This is a genomic window from Segatella copri (assembly GCF_019127135.1).
GTDB lineage: Bacteria > Bacteroidota > Bacteroidia > Bacteroidales > Bacteroidaceae > Prevotella.
Genome location: NZ_JAHOEA010000034.1, coordinates 1 through 16897, shown reverse-complemented (window position 1 = coordinate 16897; position 16897 = coordinate 1). Strand labels below are relative to the sequence as shown.

The following is a 16897-nucleotide window of genomic DNA, read 5'->3' as shown; positions in this document are numbered from 1 at the left end:
AACAAAAACAAATGAAAATCTTAAGAACCATCACACTTTGCTGCCTGGCTTGTCTCTCTTTGCAAGCAACAGCACAATCATATAAGCTCTGGTACGACAAACCAGCGCTGGTCTGGACCGATGCCTTGCCTTTGGGTAATGGACGGTTGGGTGCCATGGTATATGGCATTCCAGCCACCGAACGTCTGCAGCTGAACGAGGAAACCATCTGGGCAGGACAGCCTAACAAGAATGCCAATCCTCATGCCAAGGCAGCTCTTCCAGTCGTGCAGAACCTCATCTGGCAGGGCGAATACCGTAAGGCACAAGATATGTGTACCGAGAAAATCATGTCGAATACCAACTTCGGAATGCCTTACCAGACCTTTGGTGATGTCTATATCTCGGCTCCCGGGATGGATGGCTATTCTCAGTATTATCGTGAACTGAGTCTGGATTCAGCCCGCTGTCTCACCCGTTGGACAGCCCACGGTGTCACCTATCAGCGCGAGGTTATCACCTCCTTTTCCGATAATGTAGTGATGGTAAGATTTACTGCCAACAAGCCTCATAGCATCACCTTCAATGCCAACTTTACTTCCCCTCACGATGATGTCATCATCCGTACCGATGGCGAGGAAGCTACCCTCGAAGGAGTGGCTGCCAAGCACGAAGGTCTGAAGGGAAAGGTGAGATTCATGGGCAGAATGGCGGCTCAGATCAAAGGCGGCGAGGCTGCGAAGACCTGTCGCGACGGTGTGGTCAGCGTGAAGAATGCCGATGAAGCCGTACTCTATATCTCCATCGCCACCAACTTCGTGAATTACAAGGATATCACCGGCAACGAGGTGGAACGCAGCAAGCAGGCGCTTCATACTGCCATGGCGAAGGATGCCCGAGAACAGATGGCGCAGCATGTGGCTAAATTCCTGAGCATGATGCATCGCAACTCGCTTTGGTTGGGCGCTGACAAGTATCAGAATCTGCCTACCGACGAACGCCTCATCCGCTTTGCCAAGCAGGACGATAACTATCTCGTAGCCACCTATTATGCTTTCGGCAGATACCTTCTGATATGCAGTTCGCAGCCTGGCACACAGCCAGCTAACCTGCAGGGCATCTGGAACGATAAGATGTTCCCGTCATGGGACAGCAAATATACCACCAACATCAACATGGAGATGAACTACTGGCCATCAGAGATGACCAACCTCTCCGAACTCAATGAACCGCTCTTCCGACTGATTCGCGAAGTGAGCGAAACCGGAAAGGAATCGGCTCAGACCATGTATGGAAAGAACGGATGGGTTTTGCATCACAATACCGACATCTGGCGAGTAACAGGCGGTATCGACAAGGCAGCATCAGGCATGTGGATGACCGGTGGCGCCTGGGTTTCATCCCATCTCTGGCAACATTATCTTTATAGTGGTGACAAGGAATTCCTACGTAAAGCTTATCCGATTATGAAGGGTGCAGCTACTTTCCTCGACGAGATGCTGATACCGGAACCTGAGCATGGATGGCTCGTGATTTCGCCAGCTGTGAGTCCGGAGAATATACATCCTTCCAAGGATGGAAAGATAGCGATGAGCTATGGCACTACGATGGATAATGAATTGCTCCACGAACTCTTCTCTACCGTTATCAGAGCGAGCGAAATCCTGGGCGAAGATGCCGGATATGCTGCTCATCTGAAGAAAGTTTTGGGAAAGATGGCACCGATGCAGATTGGCAAGTGGGGACAGTTGCAGGAATGGATCAAGGACTGGGATGATCCTCAGGATAATCATCGCCATGTGAGTCATCTTTATGCGCTCTATCCAGGTAATCAGATTACACCGGAGCAGACTCCGGAACTCTTCGATGCAGCCCGTACTTCGCTCATACATCGTGGCGACCCGAGTACAGGTTGGTCGATGGGATGGAAGGTTTGTCTCTGGGCTCGTCTTCTGGATGGTAATCACGCCTATAAGCTGATTCACAACCAGTTGACCCTGACCGATGATCATTTCCTTGCCTACGGATTGAACAAGAAAAAGGGTGGAACCTATCGCAATCTCTTCGATGCACATCCACCATTCCAGATAGATGGCAACTTCGGCTGTACTGCCGGTATCGCCGAGATGCTGATGCAGAGCCATGACGGATGTGTCAATATCCTGCCGGCTCTTCCTGATGCCTGGAAGGCTGAAGGAAAGATACAGGGGCTCCGCACGAGAGGTGGTTTCCTCATCGAGGAACTGGCATGGAAGAATGGCAGAATCACCTCGCTCAAGATCCGTTCTACCCTCGGTGGAAACCTTCGTCTCCGTCTGCCGGCAGGCAACCGGTTAAAGGGCATCAAGGGTATGAAATCTGCCAAGGGCAAGAATCCGAATCCGCTCTTTGCCGCCTTTGACCAGCCACAGATGCAGAACCATTCCGAAGTGAAACTCAACAAGGTGGTGTTGCCAAAGGCAAATACCTATGACATCACTACACGAAAGGGAGAGACCATCCGATTGATTTAAAAATATGGGTATAAACTCCTTAACATCAAAACTCCTTTAGAAAATGAAAAAAATAATGATAACATTGGCGTTGGCTTGCGGAATCTTTACCGCAGCCTCTGCCGCAAAAAACGAAAAGCCTTGGGCTAATGGTAAATTACAGGTTTCTGCCAACCAGCGATTCCTCCAGTTTGAAAACGGACAGCCGTTTTTCATGTTGGGTGATACCGGCTGGCTGCTGCCGGAACGTCTGGATAGAGCCGAGGCACAGTATTATCTTCAGAAATGCCGTGTAGCGGGATTCAATACCGTTCTCATCCAGGTGATGGACGGCACACCTTCTTTTAATATCTACGGTCAGCAGTCGCTCCCTGCCGGTTGGGATTTGTCGAAGGCAGACCCAGCAGGTGTTTACAGCTATTGGGATCATCTCGACTACATCATCAAACTTGCCGAACAGAACGGCATCTACATCGGCATGGTAACCATCTGGGGTTCTCAGGTAAAGGCAGAGAATATCAATGCACAGCAGGCTAAGGCATACGGAAAGTTCCTTGCCAACCGCTATAAGAATTCGCCTAATATCATCTGGGTGATGGGCGGCGATATCCAGGGCGATATCCATCCTGAAGTGTGGGAGTCGCTCGCTACCAGCATCAAGAGCATCGACCACAACCATCTCATGACCTATCATCCTCGTGGCAGATATACTTCTGCCAAATGGTGGAGCAAGGCAAAATGGCTCGATTTCCATACCTTCCAGAGCGGTCACCGCAAGTATGGTCAGCGTATGGGCAACAAGGATTATCCTATCCCGGACAATACCGAGGAGGACAACTGGATGTATGTGGATTCTACCTGGGCATATAAGCCAATCAAGCCTGTGCTTGATGCCGAACCAAGCTACGAGGATATTCCGAAGGGACTGCACGATCCTAACGAGGAGCGCTGGCAGGATTATGATGTTCGCCGCTATGCCTACTGGAGTGTCTTTGCCGGTTCCTGTGGTCATACCTATGGCCATAATGCCATCATGCAGATGTTGAAGCCAGGCTATCCTACCAGTTATGGAAGTGATGGAGCCGAGAAGCCTTGGTATGTGGCGCTCAACGACCCGGGATTCAACCAGATGAAGCATCTCAAGAACCTGATGCTCTCGCTGCCATACTTTGAGCGTGTGCCTGACCAGAGCATCATCGCCGGTGAGAACGGTGAAAGATATAACCGTCTGCTGGCTACCCGAGGCAACGATTATCTGCTGGTTTACAATTACAACTGTGTTCCGATGAAACTCGACCTCCGCAAGGTTTCGGGTAGCAGAAAGAACGTATGGTGGATGGATGCTGCCAACGGACAGCTGGAATATATCGGAGCGTTTGACAACAAGGTCATCACCTTCGCTCCTCAGAAGGCTACCCGCGGTATCAGCGATGGTGTTTTCATCGCCATTGATGCCAGTAAGGACTATCTGAAGAAAGACCAGAAGATGATAGAAGACCAGAGTCTGGCAGGTAAGAAAAGAGATTTGAATGAATAAATAAAGTGAAGAGTGAAGAACGAAGAGTGAAGAATTCAAATGAAGAATAATATATTGATGAGTGTGTTGCTGACCGTATCACTGTCGGCTGCACTTCCGCTTTCCGCTGCCAGTCATGTTGACGTGGTGAAGATGCGGACGGAGAATCAGGTGAATCCTCTGGGCATCGGAACATCAACCCCTCGCTTCTCCTGGCAGATTACTTCTGACAGGAAGGGCGTGGTGCAGACGAGTTATCAGATCCTGGTGGCTTCTTCCAGAGAAAAACTGGATAGAAACGAGGCAGATTTATGGAATAGCGGTGAACGCAACAGCGATGAACAGCTGTGGATTCCTTATCAGGGCAAGGCGCTGTTGAGTGGCACTCAAGCTTACTGGAAGGTGCGTATCACTACCAATAAAGGTAAATCGGAATGGACCGAACCGCAGCTCTTTTCCATCGGACTGCTCGGTGAAACCAAATGGAGCGGCACCTGGATTGGATTGGAAGACCTGCAGCCCGGAGAACAGAAAGGCATGCATACCCGACTGGCAGCACGCTATATCCGTAAGGACTTTGCGGCAAAAGGCAAGGTGAAGCGGGCGGTGGCTTATGTTGCCGGACTCGGTGTATACGAGTTTTATGTCAACGGTCAGCGTATGGGGGGCAGTCAGGCATTGCAGCCTGCACCAACCGATTATCGCAAGACCATCTATTACAATACCTTTGATGTCACTTCGCTCCTGACCGAGAAGAATGCCATCGCCATCAAACTGGGCAACGGCAGAATGTTTCCGATGCGACTGGAGAAAGCATACAAGACGCCTTTCTTCGGTTATCCGAAATGCCGCATCAACGTGAAGGTGGAGTATGAGAACGGAAAGACTGAAACCTGGGCTACCAATAACACATGGAAGTTGAGCTTCGATGGTCCTATCCGCAGCAACAACGAGTATGATGGCGAGGAGTATGATGCCCGCAGAGAACAGGCGTTGAAGGGCTGGACCCAGGCTGGTTTCGATGACAGCCAGTGGCAGAAAGCCGAGCGCTGTGCCATTCCAGACGGTACGCTGATGGCGCAGCCGATGGCGGGAATGGTTGAGAAGGAATTCGGTCATCCGGTGAGTCTGAAGCATCGCCACGATACTCTCATCGTAGATTTCGGACAGAATATGGCGGGCTGGATCGGTTTCCAGGTCCGTGGCAGGCAGGGTGATACCATCCGTGTGAAATATGCAGAGAAACTGCAGGCTGACGGCAGTCTGTATCTCGACAACTTCCGCAATGCCCTCTCAGAGGATATTTATGTCTGCAATGGCAAGGAGAACGGGAAGTCTTGGCGTCCTGCCTTCTCTTATCACGGCTTCCGCTATGCTGCCATTACCGGTATGAAGAATGCCCGAAAGGAGGATTTCACCGCTTATACCGTGAGCGATGAGATGGCTACCATCGGACATATCGAGACTTCTGATACGATATTAAATAAGGTGTTGAAGAATGCATGGTGGGGCATCTACGGCAATTACAAGGGTATGCCGGTAGACTGTCCGCAGCGCAACGAGCGCCAGCCTTGGTTGGGCGACCGTACGGTAGGTTCATTGGGTGAAAGTTTCGTTTTCGACAACGAGCGACTCTACAGCAAGTGGATGCACGATATCTGCGATGCCCAGCGTTCGGATGGCAATATTCCGGATGTGGCTCCTGCCTTCTGGAATTACTATACCGATGATGTTACCTGGCCGGCAGCCTTGCCTTTCACCTGTGATATGCTCTATCATCAGTTTGGCAACAAGCAGCCTATCATCGATTCTTATCCATCCATCAGGAAATGGATCAACCATATCCTGGCAGAATATACGGATAAGAACGGCATCATCACCAAGGATAAATACGGCGACTGGTGCGTACCACCGGAGAAGCTGGAACTGATTCACAGTCAGGATCCGAAGCGAAAGACCGATGGCAAGCTGATAGCCACCGCTTATATGATCCGCTGTCTGCAGCTGGCAGAGCAGTTTGCCAACTTGCAAGGTTTGAAGGAAGAAGCGAAAGCTTGGGCAGACCGCAGAAGCGGGATGATAGAAGCCTTCAACAAGCAGTTCCTCACCAACAAGGCAGGAACTTCCCGTCGTCCGGGTCATGTGCTCTATCCAGACAGCATCTATTATGGCAACAATACCTCTACAGCCAATCTCCTGGCGCTCTCCTTCGGTATCGCTCCCCAGGAGTTGCGCAGCGAACTCATCAAGCAGGTAGTGAAGGGTATCTGCATCGATGCCAAGGAACATGTCAATTGCGGTGTCATCGGCATCTCCTGGCTTCTTCGCGGTTTGAGCGACAACGGTTTTCCTGATGTGGCTTATCTCCTGGCTACCCAGCGCACCTATCCGTCGTGGGGTTATATGGCAGAGAACGGAGCTACTACCATCTGGGAACTCTGGAATGGCGACAAGGCTGATCCGAAGATGAATTCAGGCAACCATGTGATGCTTCTGGGTGACTTGCTTACCTGGTGCTACCAGTATCTGGGAGGCATCCAGCAGAAGGGTGTCAACGTGCAGCAGGTGGCTGAGGCTGATGCCAGCGTGGCTTACAAGCACATCGTGCTGAAGCCGGAATTCAGTATTCAGAACTGCGAATCGGTAAAAGCTGATTACGAGACTCCATACGGAGTAGTGAAGAGCCAGTGGAAGAAGACCTTGCAGCATGTGGATTGGGATATCACCGTGCCTTGCAACACCACAGCCGATGTCTATCTGCCTGATGGCAAGATTGAGACGGTGGGTAGTGGCGATTATCATTATTCGGTAGAAATCCCTACCCGCGATGCTGCCATCCTGAAGGATGAATTCCTTTATGATTACAGCGGATTCCCATCGGCTCATGCCTCTACCATCACCCAGTTGAAGAATGGTGACCTGGTGGCTGCTTACTTCGGCGGTACCTTCGAGCGCAATCCGGATGTCTGCATCTGGGTAAGTCGCAAGCCGAAGGGTGCCAAGGCTTGGGAGAAACCTATCCTGGCTGCCGATGGTGTTTATCGCCTGGGTACTCCTGAGGCTAAGAAGGCGGGTCTTTCGGGTATCGATGAGAAGACAACTCCGGCTGATAAGGGACCTATCAAGGATGGATTGCGCCGTTTCGGTGTGCCTGCCGGCTACAAATATGATTTCCGCTCTAAGTCAGCCAATATCAAGTTGCCTGCCAATCTGAAGCGCAAGTCTTGCTGGAACCCTGTGCTCTATACCATGCCGGATGGCGAGATATGGCTGTTCTATAAGGTGGGTTCTACGGTTGGCGACTGGACGGGCTGTCTTGTGAAATCGAAGGATGGCGGTAAGACCTGGAGTAATCCGGAGGCTTTGCCAGACGGTTTCCTCGGCCCTATCAAGAACAAGCCGGAAATGGTGAACGGCAGACTCATCTGCGGTTCCAGTACCGAGAACAAGGGTTGGCGATTCCATGTGGAGATTCTCGACTTGAAGACCAGAAAGTGGAAGTATGTGGGTCCGGTAGATGCCGAACTGAAGCCTCGTACCGATGATGTGGATTCGGCTACGGTGGATATGCAGCATCCTATCTACAAGGAGGGTGAGAAGGCGAGATATATCTACAGTATCCAGCCATCTATCCTGAAGTTGAAGGATGGCAGATTGCAGGTTCTGATGCGTACCCATAATGCCAAACTTGCTACCAGTTTCAGCAGCGACGGTGGTGATACCTGGACTCCGGTTACCCTGCTCGACATCGAAAACAACCAGAGCGGTACGGATGCTGTCACCCTGAAGGATGGCAGACACGTGCTCATCTACAACAATTTCGAGACCTTGCCGGGAACCAAGAAGGGACCTCGCACACCATTGAGTCTTGCCATCAGCGAAGACGGCACCCATTGGCGTCATCTCCTCACCCTGGAGGACAGTCCTATCAACCAGTATTCCTATCCAGGCATCATCGAGGGAAAGGATGGCAAACTGCATTGCATCTACACCTGGCGCCGCCAGAGAGTGGCGTATAAGGAAGTGGATTTGAAAAAGATAAAATAAGAAAATAGTAAATTAAAAGGATAGAATATGTACGATGAACGTATCATACTCTATCCTTTTATTGTTTTAAGACCCCCCAAACGAATGTTCCTTCATTGATTACAAAAAGAAGGAAACTGCGTCTTTATTTATAAAACAAAGACTAAGACAATGATAAAAGTACAAAAGATTTTTGTGATGGCAGCCCTCGTGCTGATTCCATCTGTATCCTTTGCCCAGAAAGTAAATATCCTGACCGAGAAGAAGGCTTCTAATCGGGAACAGTATGCTGCTGAATACCTACAGAAGAAGCTCAACCGTTTGGGCTTCTCTGCAGTGGTGAACGGCAAGAAGGGCGAATATCGCATTTCGCTCTCGCAAGCCAAGGATACTGCCGGACTGAAGAAGGAAGGTTTCTCATGGACCCGCAAGGGAAAGAAGATCCAGTTGCAGGGAAATGACGGCTCGGGAGTCATCTACGGCTGCAACGAAATCGCTGAATACGTGGCTCAGCATGGTTCTCTCAATGTGCCGCTAATGCAGAAGGATGCGCCTGAAATGGTGCTCCGTGGTGCTTGTGTAGGTTTGCAGAAAACCGTTTATCTGCCGGGCCATCAGGTTTACGAATACCCTTATACCCCAGAGAACTTCCCTTGGTTCTATGACAAGGAACAGTGGATCCAGTATCTCGATATGCTCGTAGACAACAAGATGAATTCGCTCTATCTCTGGAACGGTCATCCTTTTGCTTCGCTCGTCAAACTGAAGGATTATCCTTTCGCCCTCGAAGTGGATGAGGCTACCTTCAGGAAGAACGAAGAGATGTTCTCGTTCCTGACCAGGGAGGCTGACCGACGTGGCATCTTCGTCATTCAGATGTTCTACAACATCATCCTCTCCAAGCCTTTTGCTGATCATTATGGCTTGAAGACACAGGACCGTCACCGTCCTATCACTCCGCTCATCAGCGATTATACCCGCAAGTCGGTAGCTGCCTTCATCGAGAAATATCCGAATGTAGGCTTGCTCGTCTGTCTCGGTGAGGCGATGAATACCTATGAGGATGATGTGGAATGGATGACCAAGACCATCATTCCGGGTGTCAAGGACGGCTTGAAGGCTTTGGGAAGAACCGATGAACCGCCTGTCCTGCTCCGTGCCCACGATACCGACTGCAAGATGGTGATGGAGGCAGCGCTCCCTCTCTACAAGAACCTCTATACGATGCATAAGTATAATGGAGAGTCGTTGACCACCTATCAGCCTCGCGGTCCTTGGACCAAGATTCATACCGATTTGGCAGCCCTGGGTTCTACCCATATCAGCAATGTACATATCCTTGCCAATCTCGAACCTTTCCGCTGGTCATCTCCTTCTTTCGTTCAGAAGGCGGTAACGGCGATGCACGATGTTCATCACGCCAATGCCCTGCATCTCTATCCGCAGGCTAGTTACTGGGATTGGCCTTATACGGCAGATAAATTGCCTGGCGGACAGCGGGAGAAGCAGTTGGACCGCGACTGGATGTGGTACAAGACATGGGGAAGATATGCCTGGAATTGCCGTCGCGATGTAGCTGCCGAGGGTAATTACTGGGATAAGGTGCTTGCTGATTACTATGCTTCTGATGCCGCTGTTGCTGACAGCATCCGCAAGGCATACGATGAGAGTGGCGAGATTGCGCCTAAGCTCCTCCGCCGTTTCGGTATTACAGAGGGCAACCGTCAGACGCTGCTCCTGGGCATGTTCATGAGTCAGCTGGTGAATCCATATAAGTACACCATCTATCCTGGTTTCTATGAGAGTTGCGGTCCTGAGGGCGAGAAACTCATCGAATATGTAGAGAAGGAATGGAAGCATCAGCCTCATGTGGGTGAGTTGCCACTCGATATCGTAGCTCAGACCGAGGCTCACGGCGACAAGGCTGTGGCTGCCATCGATGCCGTAGCGAGTCGTGTAACCGGCAATCAGGATGAGTTCCGTCGTCTTCAGAACGATATGCATTGCTACCGTGCCTTTGCCTATGCTTTCGGCTGGAAGGTGAAGGCGGCTCAGCATGTGCTCAACTATAAGTGGGGTAAGGATATCAAGGAATTGGATGCTGCCGTTCCGCTGCTCGAAAAGAGTCTGGAGTATTACCGTCAGCTGGTAGATCTTACCAAGGATACCTATCTCTATGCCAATTCGATGCAGACCGCCCAGCGCCGCATCCCAATCGGAGGTGATGGCGGCAATATGAAGCATTGGAGTGAACTCTTGCCGAAATATGAGCAGGAACTGGCGAATCTGAAGAAGAACATCGCCATGCTCAAGGCCCAGGCTGCGGGTACTTACAAGATGAAGGCAGAGGACATCAAACCTTTGAAGGATGTAACCCTGCAGAAGGGTGCTTTCCAGATGGAGAATATCAATGGCGAGGCTAATTTCAAGATGGTGAAAATTGCCAAGGGTGCCAAGCTCTTCAGCGATTTGGATAGTGTAGTAACCGATTTTGCTCCAGAGTTGGCAGGTATGAATGCTTACGTGATGAACAGCAGCAAGCAGCGTGGCGAGTCTACCTCGCTCACCTTCATCACCAAGAAGCCTGTGCAGCTCCTGATAGGTTATTTCCGTGATGACCAGATGAAATATGCCAAGGCTCCGAAGCTGGAGACCGATGCCACAGCCAACGATTATGGTCAGGCAGAGCCACAGCTCACCAGTGCCATCCGCATCGACGGCATGCCACAGGTCAACATCCACAAGTACGAGTTTGCTGCCGGCAAGCATACCCTGCTCCTGCCAAAGGGCTTCCTGCTTGTGCTCGGTGCTACGAGCGATAAGATTACCGCTCGTGATGCCGGTCTCTCAGGTGCCGACAAGGCGATTGATTGGCTGTTCTACTAAATAGAATGATATAATTGGAAGGATAGAGTATGGCACAAATTATGTGTTATGCTCTATCCTTTTTTTCATATGTTGTCATTTTCTGAGTTTCTTATAATTTTATAGTGTCTTTTAATATCTGGGTGTCTGCTCCAATCTTCTTCATATTTTATTAGCCATTTTTTATGTATTTTTATATTTGATGACTTGCGTTGGGAGACTTTTTCATATTGGTGTTTAAGATACTCTTTCGAGAAAAGGATATTTATTTCGGATACTATATAAACTCTCTTGTCACCGATACAGAAATATTCAAATGGAATATTTGATAGCGTCTTTACTTGATTGAGCTCTCCCCCAGAATAAAGTTCACCAATAGTAAAGTAAGTTCCTATACCATATTTATTAGCTATATTGGCATCAATTTCATTGTTGAAATATAATGCGACAGATTCTATGTTAGAATTCTTCTTTATATATAATTTTATGATATTTATGAGAGATTGGTCAATGTCAGAGGAATTTAATTCTGTAGCCACTCTTTCATAATGACGATTATTCAATGTACATTGGCAAAGCAAATGTATCATTATTACGGTTACGATAATATTCTTATAGTTCATGTCTTTTATCTTTAAAATGGTATATCTTGTGCACCTGTAGAAACGTCACACTGTTTATTGATTATTTTATATCCGTTTTTATAATCATATTTGACTAACCATCCGGTATGTTTGGTTTTATCAAAAAAATGGTTCAGCCATTTGTCTTGTGCAAGAACCTTACTTGGATAATTGGGATGTAATATTGTGTTTGATGAGGATACTACATATACTTTTTTGTTTTTTAAAAGAAAGTAAAAGGATGGTAAGAACTTGTTTTTGAACATATCGTTAGCTTCAAAATGTGGAATGCTAAATTCTCCAATGGTGAAATATATACCATTGCCATAGTATGTGGAAAGATCTGACTCTAAATTAAAGAAAACCACAATATTGCTATCGTTAGGATAAGCTGTTTCATATTCTTTTATAATATTTAAAAAGGACTTGTCGATGTTTGTAACCTCTAATTCTTTAAGACGAGTAGTACTTTTGTTTTTGTTGCATGAACAGAAACAAATGGATAAAACGAAAGTGATAAATAAGATATGTTTCATTTCTTATGATGTTTAAATGGATTAACAGATTTTTGGCAAGTAAGCTCCACATTCCCTAAAAGGGCAAAAGCTCCTAGCCGTATTTGAACCACTTACGAAAATTCGGTTATAATTCTATTCTTCATTGTGTACGTTTTTGTTTCTTTTGAGAATTTGCTGGAAAGTTTCTGTTTCTTCAATTATGGTTATACCTAATAGAGTTTCGACATGTTTGTTGATGACAGTGTATTCTTTATTTGTTTCATGGATTTTATCGTGGTTAATCTTGTGTTGAATTAGCCATGCCTTATGTCTTGTGCAATCAAAATAATCTTTCAACCATGGATTGCTTGTAAATATATCCTTTGTAAATTTGGGTGTTAGTAGAACATTGCTTTTGGGAACAATGAAAATCTTTCTGCCGTTTAGTACAAAATAACATGATGGTATATAAGCATAAGATTTTGAAATCTCTGCTTCGAACCTAGGGATATCAAATTCTCCTAAAGTGAAGTAGTCTGCAAGTCCGTATTCTTGATTTCGAATAGAATCAACTGGCAAATTAAAAAATAAGACCATACTGCTATCTTGTGGATACTCTTGCATGTATTGCTTAATAATATCCTTGATAGAATCATCAATATAAGACGATTCTATTTCTTTAATTTTTAAAAGAGCATCGTTCTTTTTGTTTGTACATTGACAAAAGAGTAATGCAATAAATATTAATAACAAATGTTTCATATTTATTTATTTTGAAAAGAATTTTATAATATAACATAAACTTTTGTTGTATGTTTACGCCTTAATCCATTACAGAAAATTCTCTTAAATATTGCTTGTATTCTTGTATTATCTGCTCTTCTATTTCTGGCCCCATCCAAAACCAACTATAAGTATTGATATATAGGGGTGAATACTCTATAAGTTTTTCTGAAATATTTATTATATTTTTGTCTTTTATATGTCCTCTAGGTAAGTTTATATGCTGATTTTTAAGCCCCATATATATATAGGTGGCATCCTTTACTAAAAGTGGTATGGTATCTGTTGTGGGATTTGATAAAAGTTTGCAGATTATAGTTTGTAAACTATCGTTCTGCTTTCTGGTTATCTTTTGAGATTTGTGAAGATAAATTCTTCTAAATCTTACCTCTTTCATATTGATTTCCTGATTATATACTAATTTATCAGTAATATCGAAAGATAGGGCACCACATGTGGTTTCTATCGAATCTTTTCCATTATAGTTTATAAGATAAGATTTAGTAAAAGTTGCTTCGTCATAAACAATAATTTGACAAGGCACATTCTTGCTTTTGTTGTTACAAGAAGAAAGTGCCATCAGTACAATTCCTATTATAAATAATGTTCTATTTTTCATGTGTTGTATGTTTTATAGTTGAAGCCTTGAAGTATTGGATTTCTTTAGAAATAGGAATCTCATTTTTTTCTATATCCTTTGTGACGATATATGCTTGTTGATTGTTTGGAATACATACCAACCAATAGTATTTTCCAATGTTGTTTCTTATTCCTTTGATTTCCAAATGTTTTTTATAATCATTTTTAATGGATTTTTGATTCGTCATATTGTCAATTGATGACTTTAAGAAGATTCTTCTTCCTTGGAACGAGAACGAAATAGAAGGAAACAGGTAACTCAAATTTTCCCCAATTTGTTCGCCTATATAGGTTGGTCCTAAATAATAGTACTCTTTAGCCTCTCTGTTGGGAAGGGGCATTCTGATGGAAATTTCATTGTCAAGAATAAGATTCTCAAATTGAGGATATTGTAAGATATACTCTGATAGAATCTTTTTTACTTGGGGAGTCAGCGTTGTTGAGTCAATGCCATAGTTATAGTTCTTCTTGTCAACATTGCTTATATGATGCTCACAGGAAATAAATATGATGGTGATAAATAATATATATTTCTTCATTGTCTGTAATTTTTAAGTTGCTGCAAATATACCCTTTTCCTTTTGTAATGTGTGATTTTTTATGGTTAATAATTCTAAAACACATAAACTTTATGCTATTAGTTGCAAAAACGATTTCTAAACGTCTTTGAATTTGTAAGATTTCATCACGGTTGAGATATTAGGAAAGGATAGAGTATAGCACAAATCATGTGTTATGATCTATCCTTTCTTCGTTTTGTTGGCGAGGTTTTTATTTCTATTTCAAGTTTTGCATGTAAACTCCACACGCCCTGAAAGTTCAGTTATGTTGTATGTTTACGCCTTAATCCATTACAGAAAATTCTCTTAAATATTGCTTGTATTCTTGTATCATCTGCTCTTCTATTTCTGGCCCCAACCAAAACCAACTATAAGTATTGATATATAGGGGTGAATACTCTATAAGTTTTTCAGACAGTTTAATGAGTCTTTTATCTTTTATACACCCTTTAGGTAGATTGGTGTGTTGATTTTCTAATGCAATATATAGATATGTAGCATCTCTTGCCAAAATCGGGATGGTATCTGTTGTGGGATTTGATAAAAGTTGGCAGATTATAGTTTGTAAACTATCGTTCTGCTTTCTGGTTATCTTTTGAGATTTGTGAAGATAAATTTCTCTAAATGAAATATCCTCAGTGTTGATTTTTTGATTATAGTGTAATCTTCTAATAATATTGAAAGAAAGTCCTCCACATATAGTTTCAATAGAATCTTTTCCATTATAACTTATGAGATAAGCTTTAGTCGAAGATGCTTCGTCATAAACAATAATTTGACAAGGCACATTCTTGCATTTGTTGTTACAAGAAGAAAGTGCCATCAGTACAATTCCTATTATAAATAATGTTCTATTTTTCATGTGTCGTAATTTTTAAGTTGCTGCAAATATACCCTTTTCCTTCTGTAATGTATGTTTTTTCATGGTTAATAATTCTAAAACACATAAACTTTATGCAAATAGTTACAAAAACTATCTCCAAACGTCTTTGTCTTTGTAAGATTTAAAATTAATTTGTACTAAAATAAAATGAATTCAAAAGAAAAACTGGTGCTGTTTTCTTTGTATTAAGAGTTGAGTAGGATAAGTGGACCTGTTTCTTTGAAAATATATTCTTAATTATCTATAAAACTTTAGGCTAACCCATCTTAAAATGAAGTATATTGTTTATATTTGCATATTATAATTTGGATTAAGATTATGGCAAAGAATACAATGGCTAACAAACTTCCAAGGAAGTTGATACAGAAAATGGAAATCGTGGGGGAGCAGATCAAGCTTGCCAGATTACGCCGCAACTTGAGCATGGCACAAGTTGCAGAAAGAGCAACCTGCTCAGAAGTTACACTTTGCAAGGTGGAGAAGGGATTGCCAACGGTTTCCATCGGAATCTACCTGCGTGTACTCTATGCACTTCAGTTGGATGATGACATCTTGCTCTTGGCAAAGGATGATAAACTCGGAAGGGCATTGCAGGATATAGGACTGAAGAACCGACAAAGAGCAACTAAAAAAGGATAGAAATGGAACGACTGTTTGTTTTCGCAGATTTTAACTGGCTCGACAAAGCGGAGTTGATAGGGGAGTTGTGTTATGAGAAATTGCGCGGCTCTGATAGTTATGCCTTTAAGGTTGATGAAAACTGGCTTAAGATTTATGGCGGAATTAAGCTTTCGGAGGACATCAATAACTATCCAGGCATGCAATACACCCAACCAGGAAGTGATATTTTCGGATGTTTTTCTGATGCATTGCCAGATAGATGGGGACGTACCTTGCTTAAAAGAAGAGAACAGATACAGGCCGCTGAAGAAAAAAGAGCTGTCAGAACACTTTCTTCATTCGATTACCTCATGGGCATAGATGACTTCTCCAGAATGGGTGGCTTTAGATTTAAAAGGGAATTGGAAGGTGATTATATCAATATGTCACCATCTTTCAAGATTCCCCCATTAACAGAGATTAGAGAATTGATTCATGCCAGTCAGGAAGTGGAAAAATCCGAAGAGAATGATGTGTTGCCCGAGAAAAAATGGATAGCACAGCTTATCCAACCTGGTACCTCATTGGGTGGCGCAAGACCTAAGGCTGGTGTGTTGGATGAAAAAGGCAATCTATGTATTGCTAAGTTTCCTTCGCGAAAAGATGACTATGACACAGGACTTTGGGAACATTTTTCTCATCTTCTTGCCCAAAAGGCAGGAATCCAGGCTGCTCAAACCAGGACATTGGGAGGACTAGGAAAATATCACACACTCCTGTCCAGACGCTTTGACAGAACAGATGAAGCCAAGAGAATACATTTTGCGTCATCCATGTCTCTGCTAGGATTAAAGGATGGTGATAATGCCCAAGGTGGTTATGGTTATCTTGATATAGTTGATTTCATACTCCAAGGTTGTTGCAACGTAGAGAAAAATCTTCAGGAACTCTACAGAAGGGTTGCCTTCAACATTTGTATTGGTAATTCTGATGACCACTTCAGAAACCATGGCTTTCTGCTGACACCAAAAGGATGGACTCTCTCTCCTGCCTATGATATGAACCCTACTCTTAATGAATATCAGAGTCTTCTGATCAATGAATCTTCAAACAAGGCTGATATCCATGTTCTGCTTGATTCGTGCGAGAGTTATATGATTAAGAGGGAGGAGGCAGAAAACATTATTCAGGAGGTTCAAACGGCCGTTGATCTATGGGAAAATTTGGCGATTCAGCTTCAGATTCCTGCAAGAGAAATGGCTATGTTTAAGGAGAGATTTAAACTTAACCTATAATATAATGAAGTAATATTCGTAATTACTTCATTATATTTAGGGTTACTTCTTCTAAATCTTTATCATTTCATGTTTTGTAATTCTAAAACACATAAACTTTATGCAAATAGTTACAAAAACTATCTCCAAACGTCTTTGT

Annotated in this window: 12 protein-coding genes; 6 read left to right on the top strand and 6 right to left on the bottom strand. The window is 44.4% G+C overall.

Annotated features, from left to right (window positions below):
• The first annotated feature begins 11 nt into the window (after positions 1 to 11).
• The 4 genes from KSW37_RS09820 (at position 12) to KSW37_RS09805 (ending at position 10899) form a co-directional block, all read left to right on the top strand.
• Positions 12 to 2492 (top strand): glycoside hydrolase family 95 protein, encoded by a 2481-nt coding sequence (locus KSW37_RS09820; RefSeq protein ID WP_217314349.1) that lies wholly within the window; start codon positions 12 to 14, stop codon positions 2490 to 2492.
• Positions 2493 to 2547: 55 nt separating this feature from the next.
• Entirely contained in the window at positions 2548 to 4008 is a 1461-nt protein-coding gene (locus tag KSW37_RS09815; protein ID WP_254368614.1) for a glycoside hydrolase family 140 protein, read from the top strand.
• 39 nt (positions 4009 to 4047) lie between these two features.
• The gene (locus tag KSW37_RS09810) at positions 4048 to 8034 is read left to right on the top strand and encodes a family 78 glycoside hydrolase catalytic domain (protein ID WP_217314347.1); all 3987 of its coding nucleotides are present in this window, start codon (positions 4048 to 4050) and stop codon (positions 8032 to 8034) included.
• A gap of 177 nt (positions 8035 to 8211) precedes the next feature.
• Complete coding sequence (locus KSW37_RS09805) at positions 8212 to 10899, top strand: alpha-d-galacturonidase (RefSeq protein ID WP_254368616.1); 2688 nt, start codon at positions 8212 to 8214, stop codon at positions 10897 to 10899.
• A gap of 65 nt (positions 10900 to 10964) precedes the next feature.
• Here KSW37_RS09805 and KSW37_RS09800 read toward each other — a convergent pair whose 3' ends face one another.
• The 6 genes from KSW37_RS09800 to KSW37_RS09775 form a co-directional block, all read right to left on the bottom strand.
• Positions 10965 to 11501, bottom strand: coding sequence for a hypothetical protein (locus KSW37_RS09800; protein WP_217314345.1), 537 nt, complete (start codon positions 11499 to 11501; stop codon positions 10965 to 10967).
• 11 nt (positions 11502 to 11512) lie between these two features.
• Positions 11513 to 12037, bottom strand: coding sequence for a hypothetical protein (locus tag KSW37_RS09795; RefSeq protein ID WP_217314344.1), 525 nt, complete (start codon positions 12035 to 12037; stop codon positions 11513 to 11515).
• 114 nt (positions 12038 to 12151) lie between these two features.
• Complete coding sequence (locus tag KSW37_RS09790) at positions 12152 to 12760, bottom strand: hypothetical protein (protein ID WP_217314343.1); 609 nt, start codon at positions 12758 to 12760, stop codon at positions 12152 to 12154.
• 61 nt (positions 12761 to 12821) lie between these two features.
• A complete protein-coding gene (locus tag KSW37_RS09785; protein WP_217314342.1) occupies positions 12822 to 13400 on the bottom strand; it encodes a hypothetical protein in 579 nt (192 codons plus the stop codon).
• Positions 13390 to 13959, bottom strand: a complete 570-nt coding sequence (locus KSW37_RS09780) for a hypothetical protein (protein ID WP_217314341.1) — start codon at positions 13957 to 13959, stop codon at positions 13390 to 13392. The genes KSW37_RS09785 and KSW37_RS09780 overlap by 11 nt, the downstream gene beginning before the upstream one ends.
• 304 nt (positions 13960 to 14263) lie before the next feature.
• A complete protein-coding gene (locus KSW37_RS09775; protein WP_217314340.1) occupies positions 14264 to 14842 on the bottom strand; it encodes a hypothetical protein in 579 nt (192 codons plus the stop codon).
• Positions 14843 to 15181: 339 nt separating this feature from the next.
• On the opposite strand from KSW37_RS09775, the gene KSW37_RS09770 reads away from it, so the two are divergent.
• Both KSW37_RS09770 and KSW37_RS09765 read left to right on the top strand, forming a co-directional pair.
• On the top strand, positions 15182 to 15502 hold the full coding sequence (locus KSW37_RS09770; RefSeq protein WP_217314339.1) for a helix-turn-helix domain-containing protein: 321 nt from the start codon (positions 15182 to 15184) through the stop codon (positions 15500 to 15502).
• Positions 15503 to 15504: 2 nt separating this feature from the next.
• Positions 15505 to 16758: a type II toxin-antitoxin system HipA family toxin gene (locus KSW37_RS09765; protein ID WP_217314338.1), complete on the top strand. Its 1254-nt coding sequence runs from the start codon at positions 15505 to 15507 to the stop codon at positions 16756 to 16758.
• Positions 16759 to 16897 lie beyond the last annotated feature (139 nt).